This is a genomic window from Streptomyces sp. NPDC003691 (genome assembly GCF_053981115.1).
Map to the genome: position 1 here is coordinate 81,299 of NZ_JBSFNQ010000022.1, position 11,602 is coordinate 92,900.

8 protein-coding genes are annotated in these 11,602 nt (G+C 74.4%); 7 read left to right on the forward strand and 1 reads right to left on the reverse strand.

Annotation, left to right across the window (positions count from 1 at the left end; genetic code table 11):
* Positions 1-205: 205 nt before the first annotated feature.
* The 5 genes from ACWDR0_RS13830 (at position 206) to ACWDR0_RS13850 (ending at position 7,627) form a co-directional block, all read left to right on the forward strand.
* A complete protein-coding gene (locus ACWDR0_RS13830) occupies positions 206-2,014 on the forward strand; it encodes a PucR family transcriptional regulator (RefSeq protein WP_456351871.1) in 1,809 nt (602 codons plus the stop codon).
* A 406-nt stretch (positions 2,015-2,420) separates the two neighbouring features.
* Positions 2,421-3,485 carry an iron ABC transporter substrate-binding protein gene (locus tag ACWDR0_RS13835; protein ID WP_456351872.1) on the forward strand — a complete coding sequence of 355 codons (1,065 nt, stop codon included), beginning with the start codon at positions 2,421-2,423 and terminating at the stop codon, positions 3,483-3,485.
* A gap of 177 nt (positions 3,486-3,662) precedes the next feature.
* Positions 3,663-5,156, forward strand: a complete 1,494-nt coding sequence (locus ACWDR0_RS13840; protein WP_456351880.1) for an ABC transporter permease — start codon at positions 3,663-3,665, stop codon at positions 5,154-5,156.
* On the forward strand, positions 5,153-6,244 hold the full coding sequence (locus ACWDR0_RS13845) for an ABC transporter ATP-binding protein (protein ID WP_456351873.1): 1,092 nt from the start codon (positions 5,153-5,155) through the stop codon (positions 6,242-6,244). The genes ACWDR0_RS13840 and ACWDR0_RS13845 overlap by 4 nt, the downstream gene beginning before the upstream one ends.
* Before the next feature lie 591 nt (positions 6,245-6,835).
* Positions 6,836-7,627 (forward strand): hypothetical protein, encoded by a 792-nt coding sequence (locus tag ACWDR0_RS13850; RefSeq protein WP_456351874.1) that lies wholly within the window; start codon positions 6,836-6,838, stop codon positions 7,625-7,627.
* A 322-nt stretch (positions 7,628-7,949) separates the two neighbouring features.
* Here the strand turns inward: ACWDR0_RS13850 and ACWDR0_RS13855 are convergent, their stop codons facing one another.
* Entirely contained in the window at positions 7,950-8,912 is a 963-nt protein-coding gene (locus tag ACWDR0_RS13855) for a GntR family transcriptional regulator (RefSeq protein ID WP_456351875.1), read from the reverse strand.
* 219 nt (positions 8,913-9,131) lie between these two features.
* On the opposite strand from ACWDR0_RS13855, the gene ACWDR0_RS13860 reads away from it, so the two are divergent.
* Together ACWDR0_RS13860 and ACWDR0_RS13865 are read left to right on the forward strand one after the other, a co-directional pair.
* Positions 9,132-9,977 carry a (2Fe-2S)-binding protein gene (locus ACWDR0_RS13860; RefSeq protein WP_456351876.1) on the forward strand — a complete coding sequence of 282 codons (846 nt, stop codon included), beginning with the start codon at positions 9,132-9,134 and terminating at the stop codon, positions 9,975-9,977.
* Positions 9,978-10,313: 336 nt separating this feature from the next.
* Positions 10,314-11,408, forward strand: a complete 1,095-nt coding sequence (locus tag ACWDR0_RS13865) for a DUF2637 domain-containing protein (protein ID WP_456351877.1) — start codon at positions 10,314-10,316, stop codon at positions 11,406-11,408.
* The last annotated feature ends 194 nt before the right edge of the window (positions 11,409-11,602 follow it).

Below are 11,602 nucleotides of genomic sequence, written 5' to 3' on the forward strand. Positions count from 1 at the left end.
TCGGCGGGCGGCCCGCGGAGGCCGCCGTGTCCTCAGTACACCGAGCGGGGCACCGTCCGGTGCAGTCACCGAACCCCTGAAGGAGTTGGCTGGTCCGCCGGTACTTCTTGTAGATTCAGACGAAAGACAGGACGGTACGCCGTCGGCGCCGCGCACAGCGGCCGCCGGGGCGGCGGAGTACGACGAACGGATCGGCGGCTACGGAATGCGGCTGCGCGCACTGCTGGAGAACGACGGGCTGGGCCTGCGGCTGCTCGGCGGGGACGGTGAACTGGACCGCGCGGTGCGCGGGGTCATGACCACGGATCTGCGGGACCCGAGCCGCTATCTCTCGGGAGGAGAGCTGGTGCTCACCGGGCTGGCCTGGCGGCACGCCCCGGAGGACTCGGAGCCGTTCGTCCGGATCCTGGCGCAGGCGCAGGTGGCGGGGCTGGCGGCCGGTGAGGCCGAGCTGGGCCGGGTGCCGGACGATCTGGTGGAGGCGTGTGCCCGGCACCGGCTGCCGCTGTTCGCGGTCCACGAGTCGGTCGCCTTCGCCACCATCACCGAGTACGTGGTGCGCCAGGTCTCGGGCGAGCGGGCGGGCGATCTGGCGGCGGTGGTGGACCGGCACCGGCGGATGATGACTTCCGGCGCGGCGGGCGGCGGACCGGAGGTCGTCCTCGGGCTCCTCGGTTCCGATCTGGACCTGAGGGCGTGGCTGCTCTCCCCCACCGGGCGGCGGATCGCGGGGCCGGGCATCGGCACGGCGGCCGGAGGCAGCGGCACGGACGCGGGCCGGGACACGGGCGCGGGCACGAATGCCGGTACGGGCCCGGGGGCCGGCACCGGCACGGATACCGGTACGGGCCCGGGGACCGGCGCGGACGCGCTGCCCCCGGCCGTGGCCACCGCCCTCGCCGCCGAGCATCTCGCGGCCGGCCGGGCCGGGCGCCGGGCGCCCCACCGGGTGACCGTGGAGGGGACCGCGTACTCCCTCTTCCCGATCGGTGCCGGGGGCGGGGCGGCGGAGCGGGCCGCGGGGTCCGGGGACGTCCGGGAAACCGTGCTCTCCGACTGGCTGCTCGCCGTCGAGGCGGACGCGGCCGACTGGCCGGCCGCCCGGCTCGACCTCCTCCAGGGCGTCACCCAGCTCATCGCGGTCGAGCGGGACCGGCGTGACGCGGCCCGTACGGTCCGGCGCCGGCTGGCCCAGGAGGTACTGGAGCTGGTCCAGGCGGGTGCGGCGCCCGCCGAGATCGCCGCCCGGCTGCGGGTGGCCGCACCGGTACTGCTGCCGGGCCTGGACACCGCGCCGCACTGGCAGACCGTGGTGGCGAGCGTCGACTGGGGGCCGGACGCCGGTTTCGACACCGGCCCGGTGGCCCAGGCCCTGCTGGAGGAGATCCTGGTCGATCCGGCGGCCCAGGGCGCCGAACCGGCCGACCGGATCGCCGTCGCCCACACGGGCGGCGAGGCCATCGCCCTCGTACCGCTGTCGGCTCTGCCGCCCACCGGGGACACACCCGCCACCGAGGAGTCCCTGCACGCGGAGGCCCTGCTGGCGGCCGTACGGGAACCGCTGTCCGCCGGGCTGGGCGAGGACGGGCGGCTGACCATCGGCGTCAGCGCCGCGGTCTCCTCGGCGGAGGGCCTGCGCGGCGCCCTGGAGGAGGCCCGGCACGCCCGCCGGGTCGCCGCGGCCCGTCCCGGCCGGGTCTGCGCGGCCGGGCACCACGAACTCGCCTCGCACGTACTGCTGCTGCCGTTCGTCCCGGACGACGTCCGCCGCGCCTTCACCGCACGGCTGCTCGACCCGCTGCGCGCGTACGACCGGCGGCACCGGGCCGAGCTGATCCCGACCCTGGAGGCGTTCCTCGACTGCGACGGGTCGTGGACCCGGTGCGCGGCCCAGCTCCATCTGCATGTCAACACGCTGCGCTACCGGGTGGGCCGGATCGAACAGCTCACCGGCCGGGACCTGGCCCGGCTGGAGGACAAGCTGGACTTCTTCCTGGCGCTGCGGATGAGCTGAGCGGTGGTGGTCCGCCCGGGGCCGTTCCGCCGGAGCCAGCGGGACGGCCGGGGTGACCGGACGACCGGGACGACCGGGACGACCGGGGTGACGGGACCGCCGGAAAGACGGGACCGCCGGGGTGACGGAAATGGCTGGGGTGGCTGATTCCGGAGCATCCGGAAGGGGCGGCTGCGGCAGACCCCGGCCACCGCGCCCATCTGGAACGATCACCTCGCGGCCGGTCCGGACCGGGCCCGTCCCGGGGGTTGACTTGACCACTCCTTGGCCGGAAATTGACAGTAAGGCAAGGCTCACCATATTTATAGGGACGTCCGTTTCCCGTGCATCCCCCCGCACGGGCTTCATCCCGTGCGACGGCCCGGCTTCCGCCCGTCCGGTCATCACGGTCCTCCAGGAGGCAACCATGCGCCGTCCGCTCGCCCGCCGGGCCACCGTCCTCGGCATATCCGCCGCGCTTCTCGTCCCGGTCCTGGCCGCCTGCGGCTCCGACGACAAGAGCGACAAGAGCAACAAGAAGGACGGCGCCAAGGCGCAGGCCGCGGACGAACTGGTCATCTACTCCGGCCGCAACGAGAAGCTGATCTCCCCGCTGATCGAGAAGCTGGAGAAGGCCACCGGCACCAAGGTCGAGGTCCGCTACGGCGACAGCGCCGAACTCTCCGCGCAGATCCTGGAGGAGGGCAAGAAGACCAAGGCCGGTCTCTTCTTCTCGCAGGACGCGGGCGCCCTCGGCGCGCTCTCCAACGCCGGGCTGCTGGCGACGCTCCCGGAGAAGTCGCTCAACAAGGTCGACGCGGCCTTCCGCAGCGGCGCGGACGACTGGGTCGGCGTCTCCGGCCGCTCCCGGGTGATCGCATACAACCCCGACAAGGCCGCCAAGGCCCCGGACAGCGTCAAGGACCTGACCAAGCCGGAGTGGAAGGGCAAGGTCGGCTACGCGCCCACCAACGCCTCCTTCCAGGCGTTCGTCACCGGGATGCGCGTCCTGGAGGGCGACGCGGCCACCGAGAAGTGGCTGAAGGACTTCAAGGCGAACGGCGCCAAGGCGTACGACAAGAACGGCGCGATCCTCGACGCCGTCGACAAGGGCGAGGTCGCCCTCGGCCTGATCAACCACTACTACTGGTACGAGAAGGCCGCCGAGGTCGGCGCCGACAAGCTCAAGGCCAAGATCCACTTCCTGCCCGGCGGCGACGCGGGCGCCCTGGTCAATGTCGCGGGCGTCGGTGTCCTGAAGGACGGCGGCCAGAGCGCGGCGGCCGAGAAGGCGGTCGACTTCCTGCTCTCCGACGAGGGCCAGCAGTACTTCGCCGGTGAGACCAAGGAGTACCCGCTGGTCGCCGGAGTCGCCTCGCCGGTCGCCGGACTGCCGCCGCTGTCGTCCCTGAAGGCCCCCAAGATCGACCTGGGCAAGCTGGACTCCCTCCAGAAGACGCTGGAGATGATCCGCGCCGCCGGCATGGTCTGAGACCTGCCGTCACCCCGAGGCCGCTGAGTCCGGCGGGCCCGCCGACGCCGCCGAGGCGTCCGGGTCCCGCCGGACTCCCCCGTCACCGGAGACGAGAACACCACCGCCTTGAGCACCGACACCACCCGGTCCGTGCGCACCCCGGCTGCCGCGCCCCGCGCGGCGGCCGGTCGGCGTATGCCCCCGCTGGTCCTGCTGCTGCCCGCCACGGCGGCCGCGCTGATCGCGCTGCTGCCGCTGGGCTATCTCGGCGTGCGCGCCCTGGAGCGCGGCCGGGGCTTCGCCTGGGACATCGTCACCGAGGAGCGGACCCTCGAACTCCTCGGCCGCAGCCTCTGGCTCACCGCGATCGTCGTCACCTGTTCCCTGGTGCTCGGCATCTCGCTGGCCTGGCTGACCGTCCGCACCACACTGCCCGGCCGCCGTGCCTGGGCGGTTCTGGCCACCCTGCCGCTGGCGGTGCCCAGTTATGTCGCCGCCTTCACCTGGATCTCGGCGTTCCCGTCGCTGGAAGGGCTGCCCGGCGCGGCGATCACTCTCACGTTCGCCTGCTTCCCCTATGTCTTCCTGCCGGTCGCCGCGGTCCTGCGCGGGATCGACCCGGCGCAGGAGGAGGCCGCCCGCTCCCTCGGCAGCGGCGCGTTCCGCACCTTCGTCCGGATCACCCTGCCGCAGCTGCGGCCCGCCGCCGCGGGCGGTTCGATCCTCGTCGCGCTGTATGTGCTCTCCGACTTCGGCTCGGTCTCCATCACCCGCTACGACACCTTCACCCGCGCCATCCACGCCTCCTACCAGGCCAGCTTCGACCGCACCCCGGCCGCGGTGCTGGGCTGTGTCCTGGTGGTGATGACGGTGCTGCTGGTGCTGGCGGAGAACCGGACCCGGGGCCGGGCCGGGCACGCCCGCACCGGCCGGGGCAGTGCCCGGCCGCCCGTGCCACTGCGTCTGGGCCGCTGGACGGCGCCCGCGCTGGGCTGGTGCGCCGCCGTCGCCGCCGCGGCCGTCGCCTTCCCCCTGGCGACCCTCGGCTACTGGCTGACCATCGGCAACTCCGGCTTCGACGGGGAGAAGCTGCTGGACGCCACCGTCGCGACGGTCACCGTGGCGGCCGTCGGAGCCGCGGTCACCACCCTGCTCGCCCTGCCGGTCGGAGTGCTCTCCGCCCGCTACCGGGGCCGGCTCGCCGGACTGCTGGAACAGTCGGTGTACGCGGGCCACGCGGTGCCGGGCATCACCGTCGGACTGGCCCTGGTGTTCTTCGCCGTACGGTACGCCTACCCGGTCTACCAGGAGCTGCCGCTGCTGATCACCGCCTATGTGGTGCTCTTCCTGCCGGTGGCGGTGGCCTCCGCGCGGGCCGCCGTGCTCCAGGCGCCCCCGGTCCTGGAGGACGTCGCGCGCTCCCTCGGGCGGCGGCCGTTCCAGGTGCTGCGGGAGATCACCGTCCCGCTCGCCGCGCCCGGTATCGGCGCCGGCGCCGCCCTCACCTTCGTCGTCATCATGAAGGAACTCCCCGCGACCCTGCTGCTGCGGCCCACCGGTACCGACACGCTCGCCACCCGGCTGTGGACCGAGACCGGCGCGGGCGCGTTCGCCGGTGCCGCGCCGTACGCGGCGGCCATCGTGCTGATCGCGGCCGTCCCCTCCTATCTGCTCGGAAGGCGCTCATGACCTCCGTGACCGATCCGGCCGCCCCCCGTGACCCGGGCCCGGCCGGACTGAGCGTCCGTGCCGTGACCAGTTCGTACGGGCGCGGCGACCGCGTACTCGACGGCCTCGACCTCACCGTCGGCGCCGGGGAGCTGGCCGCCGTCCTCGGCCCCTCCGGCTGCGGCAAGACCACCCTGCTGCGGATCATCGCCGGTTTCATCGCGCCCGACGCGGGCGAGGTCGCCCTGGGCGACCGGGTGATCAGCGGGCCCGGTGTCCGGGTACCGCCGGAGCGGCGCGGCGTCGGCATCGTCGCCCAGGAGGGCGCCCTCTTCCCGCATCTCAGCGTCGCCCGCAACGTCGCCTTCGGGCTGACCGGGACCGGCCGCGCCGAACGCCGGGCCCGTACGGCCGAGATGCTCGGCCTCGTCGGCCTCGCCGAGTACGGCGACCGGATGCCCCATGAACTCTCCGGCGGCCAGCAGCAGCGGGTCGCCCTCGCCCGGGCGCTGGCCCCCCGGCCCGCGCTGGTCCTCCTCGACGAACCGTTCAACGCCCTCGACAGCGCCCTGCGCGCGGGGCTGCGCTCCGATATCCGGAGCGCGCTGCGGACCGCGGGCGCGACGGCCGTCCTGGTCACCCACGACCAGGAGGAGGCGCTGTCCTGCGCGGACCGGGTCGCGGTGATCCGCGAGGGCCGGGTCGCCCAGTGCGGTACGCCGCACGAGCTGTACTCGGCCCCCGCCGACCCCTGGGTGGCCTCCTTCGTCGGCGAGGCCGTGGTGCTGCCCGCACGGGCCGCCGGCGGACGGGCCGGTACCGCCCTGGGCACGGTCGCGGTCGCGGCGGACGCCGACGGCCCGGGAACGGTCGTCCTCCGCCCCGAGCAGCTCCGGCTGGCGCCCGTACCGGCGGATCCCGCGGCCACCGGGCCGGGGGTACGCGGTCTGGTCACCGAGGTCCGCTACCACGGCCACGACGCGCTGATCCTCCTCGACGTCCCGGACACCGGCCGGGTGACGGTCCGCGCCACCGGCGCCCCGGGGTTCGCCCCCGGCGACGAGGCGGCGGTGACGGCGTCCGGCGAGGCCGTGTTCCACCCGGCGTAGCACCACCGGCCGGGCACGGCGCGTCCGGCCGCCGCGGGCACGGCACCCGCGGCGGGATCGCGGCGGCCCGGCCGACGGCCCGTGTCACGGGTCCGGACCCCGCACCCTCGCCCGGGCCGTACGGCCGGGGAGTCACCGCGGACGCGGGGCCACGGCGGGCGCGGCGGGCGGGGACCGCCCGGCCCCGGGGCACGGCCGCCGCACCCGGCGCCGGGTGTCCCCTATACCACCCCCTCCGGAGGCGTCCGGAGGCCGGAAGGGGGTCCTCCGATGGCCCGTCGCCCGGGGGCGGCACCCTCGCCGCCGGGTAACCCGAGCCGCCTTGCTGACAGTTGTTCGCGGAGATCCACTCCCGTACGCCAACTCCCCCTCCACCACCGGCCCGAGAAGCGTCCTCGCTGCTGACGGGCCTTTCGGCCGTCTTCGGCGGTCCCTGTCGGCCAATATCACGGATCATCACACGGCCCGGCGCCGAAAGTTTGTGAATTGATTCACTCAACCCCTTGGCCCGGCGGGCGGATCCATGCTGAGATTCCCCATACTCAACAGCTCGACGGGGTGCTCGGGGAGGGCGTAGTGGCGCATACCGCCATGTCTGGTTTCGGGACGACAGCCGGTGACGATCCACTCCAGACCGCGGTATGGCGGCTGCGCTCACGCGGCTGCTGGACGGACGCGGCCGCCCTGCTCGCGCCGCACGCCGCGGACCCCGCCGCCGCGCTGGAGCGGGTCGGGCTGCTCGTCGAGCGGTGCATGTACACCGGCGAGGGCTGGGCCGAGGCGGAGGACGCCCTGCGGACCGCCGAGGCGGGGGCCGTGAGCGACGAGGAGCGCGGGGGCGCCGCCTGCGAACGCGGCAGACTCGCCTACGCCGCCACCGTGCTCGGGGTGCGCGACCGGGCCGACGAGGCCCGGACCGCGCTCGGCCGGGCCGCCGCCCTGCTGTCCCCCGACTCCCCGAGCCGTCCGCTGCTCGACTTCCGGCGGGGACTGCTCGCCGAGCACATCGCCGACTCCCCCCAGGCCGCGCGGGCCGCCTACCGGCGGGCACACGAGGGCGCGGCCGCCAACGGGGACAAGCTGCTGCTCTCCTTCACCTTTCACCACCAGGCCCGGCTCGCCCTGTGGGAGGGCGAGACCGCGGAGGCCCGCCACGGCTTCTCGGAGGCGCTGCGCCTCCGGGAGGAACTGGGCTATCTGATCGGGGCCGCGCCGGCGCTGGCGGCGCTCGCCGACTGCGAGCCCCAGCCCGAGGCGGACAAACTGCGGGCCGAGGCCGGGCGGCTGTTCCGGCTGCTGGGCGGGGTGCCGATCTGGCTGGCGGGCCGGCTCCCCGTCCCGCCGCCGCGGCCGGTCCCGGCACCGAACGCCCCGGTGGCCTGAGCTCCCTCCCCGGTCCCGGCGGGCCCGGGCATGCGCGCACGGGGCCGCTCCCGGCGGGACCGGGCGGGCATGCGCATGTGCCGCCGAATCGGGCGAGGTGTACGCGTGAACCACCGGAACCGGGCAGGGTACGCGCGTGTGCCGCCGGATAGGGCGGGGTGTACGAGTGAACCACCGGGACCGGGCGGGACGTACGCGTGTGCTGCCGGATCGCGGCGAGGCGCAGGCGTGAACCACCGGGCACGGCGAGCCTGCACGGCTCGGCTCCCGGCGAGCTCCGCAGGGGGTGGCCCGAATTCGCGGCAGGGTGGCCGCGACGGCCTCAACCGCCGGGCGTGCGGCCGAAGTGACCTTCGATCAGGACCCGGGCCGTCGCCGCGTCGCCGGACTCCAGGGCGTCGAGCAGCCGGAGATGCTGGCCCGCGTCGGCGGCGAGGGAGACCCCGTCTGGGGGCCACTGGGAGCGCCGGTGCAGATCGTCGGCGACGGCCACCAGCTGTTCGTTGCCGGCGAGAGCCAGCACCGCGCGGTGGAAGACCCGGTCCGCCTCCGCGTAACGGCCGCGGTCCCCGGTGGCCGCGGCGGCCGCCGCGGCCTCGGCGGCGGGCCGGAGCCCGCCCCACTCCGCGGCCGGGAGGATACGGGCCAGCTCCAGGACGACGGGAGTCTCCACCAGGGCCCGCACCTCGGCGAGTTCGGCGCGCTCCCGGGGGCTGCGGACGGCGATCCGGAAGCCCCGGTTGGGCACCACCTCCACCGCGCCCTCGGCGGCCAGTTGCTGCATCGCCTCCCGGACCGGTGTCGCGGAGACGCCGAAGCGGAGCCCGAGCGCCGGGGCCGAGTAGACCTCCCCGGGAGCCAGGTCGCCGTCCAGGAGGGCGGTGCGCAGCGCCTGGAGGATCTGGCCGCGGACGGAGTGGCGGCGGATCTCGCGGTGACCGGCCGGAGGGCCTGCGGGTACGTCCGGTCCGGGCCCGGCCGTCCGCGATACGGGCCCCGGGGGCGGGGCACCCGGGCCGTCGGACGCGGCGGTGCCCCGACCGGCGCCCGCAGCGGAAGGGCCGCCCGCCGTCGAAGGCCCGGCCGCGGCCGAAGGGGCACCCGGCGCGGCGGCGCCGCCCGGCGGCCGGAGCCGTACGGCCCCGGCCTGCCTCGGCACCCACGGCCCGGCGGGCGGCGCGGACGGGGACTCCGGACGCGGCGGCGACGGCCGGGAGGGGTCCGGTCCGGCGGGCTCGGCTCCGGGGCGCGACGCGGCCGCACCCCGTGTCGGGGCCTGCTCCACTCGGGTCCTCCTCCGGCCTGCCGGGACCCGGTTGACGTTCTCCGGGTGTGTCCTGGATGCACCATAGGCGTACCGGGCGCCAGGTCAAACACCCGGCGCAAGCGCCCCCGCGCATATGCCGTGGCGTGAACCCCCCGCCTCAAACGGCACCCCTTGAACAGGGACAAGGTCAGGTAAGGTTAGCCTTACCTGAAGTCGATCGTGGATTCGGCGGCCCGTATGACCCTGCCCGTGCTGTTGCCCGCCCCCGCCTCGCCCGTCGCGGACGCGTACGCCCGGCTGGCGGAGGCCTACCCCGGCATGTCCCTCCGGGAGCTGGCTCCCGGAGAGCCCGTGCCCGAGGGCGACGGCTGGTTCCCGGCGACCGCGCTGGCCGAAGGCGGGGACGCCCTCGACGCCTTTCTCGCCTGGGACGTGGACCAGGTGCGCCGGGACTACGGCGAGGAGGCCCGGCCGGACGTCATCGCCACCTTCGGGCTGCACCGCTATCTCTGGCCCACCCTGCTGCTGATCACGGTCCCCTGGTTTCTGCGCCGCCGGGTGCCCCTTCTCACGCCCGCCCAGGTGTCCTTCCGCCGGTCGCCCACCCGGGTCGCCTACCGAGTCACCGATTTCGTCTGCCTGCCGGGGGATCCCGCGGCCCGGCTGCCCGGCGCCCGGGTGGCCCGGGACGGCGCGGCCCTGCGCGACGAGGTCCGGGCCGCGGTCGCCGCGCACGCGGAACCCCTGCTGGACGGCTTCGGGCCGCGGATGCGGCGCGGCCGGCGGGCCCTGTGGGGCATGGTGACCGACGAGATCGTGGAGGGGCTCTGGTACGTCGGGCAGGCGCTCGGCGAGGGCCGGCGGGCCATGACGGAGCTTCAGGAACTGCTGCCGGGCACGGTGAAGCCGTATGTCGGCACCCCCGGCTTCCGGCTGCTCTCCGGCCCGGCGGGCGAACAACTGCCCACCCGGGACCGGGCGAGCTGCTGCCTGTTCTATACACTGCGCCCGGACGACACCTGTGTCACCTGCCCGCGGACCTGCGATTCCGACCGGGTCGCCCAGTTGCTCGCGGACGCCTGACCCACCGGCGTACAGGGGCCTCGGGGCGTGGTGCCGCCCCCGCGGGAAAGGCCCGGCGGGACGGAGTGGAAGACGGGCCGGGACCGTCGGACGGAGCCGTTTCACGGAGCCGGATCCGATGTCACGCTCCGGATGTCACTCCCCCCTTCCGGGTGATATAAATCGTACGCAACTCTCGCTGCCTGGACGGCAGTTCGAGGAAAACGCACCTATCCGTATGCCGTATGGCCCCATTGGCGTTCTCTTGCCACGAAACCCCCTGGGATCGCCCGGACTTCGGTCACTATGGCGGCCGAACGCCCTACCGCGATGCAGATGTAAAGGGACGCCAACAACATGAGAGACATATCGCTATCCTGGCTGCTTCCCGGCGGCGTGATGCTCGTGGGAGTCCTGGTCGCGATCTTCGTGCTCCAGCGCGGCAAGAAGAGCGCCGCAGCGAAGACGGAGCAGGAGGATTCCTGGGAGCGCAGTGAGGAGCGCCGCAGGCGCAAGGAAGCCATGTACGCCACGGCTTCCTATGTACTCCTCTTCTGCTGTGCCGCGGTTGCCGCCGCCCTCTCCTTCCACGGTCTGGTCGGCTTCGGCCGGCAGAACCTGAACCTCTCCGGCGGCTGGGAGTACCTCGTACCCTTCGGCCTCGACGGCGCGGCGATGTTCTGCTCGGTCCTCGCCGTCCGCGAGGCCAGCCACGGTGACGCCGCCCTCGGCTCCCGCCTTCTGGTGTGGACGTTCGCGGGTGCGGCCGCCTGGTTCAACTGGGTGCACGCCCCCCGTGGTGTCGACCACGCGGGCGCGCCGCACTTCTTCGCCGGTATGTCGCTCTCGGCCGCGGTGCTGTTCGACCGCGCGCTGAAGCAGACCCGCCGGGCCGCGCTCCGCGAGCAGGGCCTGGTGCCCCGCCCGCTGCCGCAGATCCGGGTCGTCCGGTGGCTGCGGGCCCCCCGTGAGACCTTCAACGCCTGGTCGCTGATGCTCCTGGAGGGTGTGCGGACGCTGGACGAGGCGGTCGAGGAGGTCCGTGAGGAGCAGGCGGCGAAGAAGGCCAACCGGATGCGCAGCCGGGACCAGGCCAAGCTGGAGCGCGCCCGGATAAAGGCGCTCAACCGGCAGCACCGGGCCTGGGGCCGCGGCCGGGTCATGCCCGACCCCGAGCTTCCGGCGCTGACCTCCAGCCCGGCGGGCGGGGCGGGTTCCAGCAACTCGGGCAGTTCGGCGGGGGCGCTGACGGAGAGTTCGGCCACCGTCGCGGAGCCTGCCATAGAAACCGGACGGCTGCCGCTTCGATCCGCGCGCTCCCTCGAAGCCGGGACCTCGGCGTCACCCGACGCTAAGGTCGTGGACCTGACGGCGGAGGACGACACGATGACCCTGCCGAGGCTGGATTCCCTGGAGCGGAAGCTGAAGGACCTGGAGCAGCAGTTCGGCTGACGCACGACGGGCGCCGCGGTCGCGGCGTACCGGCGGAAGCCGGATGGACGGCGTTGGGGGGCGGCCCGGTGAACGGTTGCCGCGCTCGACGTCGAAGGAGAGCCCGTCGACTGCCTTGACGACGCCGTCCTCGGTTCCGCCGGGCCCGGAGGACGACGGGTCCCTCGACACCAAGGAGTGCAGCGACATCGGCC

Coding starts and splice junctions, on each gene's coding strand:
- ACWDR0_RS13830 (WP_456351871.1), top strand. CDS start 206: ATGCGGCTGCGCGCACTGCTGGAGAACGACGGGCTGGGCCTGCGGCTG.
- ACWDR0_RS13835 (WP_456351872.1), top strand. CDS start 2,421: ATGCGCCGTCCGCTCGCCCGCCGGGCCACCGTCCTCGGCATATCCGCC.
- ACWDR0_RS13840 (WP_456351880.1), top strand. CDS start 3,663: ATGCCCCCGCTGGTCCTGCTGCTGCCCGCCACGGCGGCCGCGCTGATC.
- ACWDR0_RS13845 (WP_456351873.1), top strand. CDS start 5,153: ATGACCTCCGTGACCGATCCGGCCGCCCCCCGTGACCCGGGCCCGGCC.
- ACWDR0_RS13850 (WP_456351874.1), top strand. CDS start 6,836: ATGTCTGGTTTCGGGACGACAGCCGGTGACGATCCACTCCAGACCGCG.
- ACWDR0_RS13860 (WP_456351876.1), top strand. CDS start 9,132: ATGACCCTGCCCGTGCTGTTGCCCGCCCCCGCCTCGCCCGTCGCGGAC.
- ACWDR0_RS13865 (WP_456351877.1), top strand. CDS start 10,314: ATGAGAGACATATCGCTATCCTGGCTGCTTCCCGGCGGCGTGATGCTC.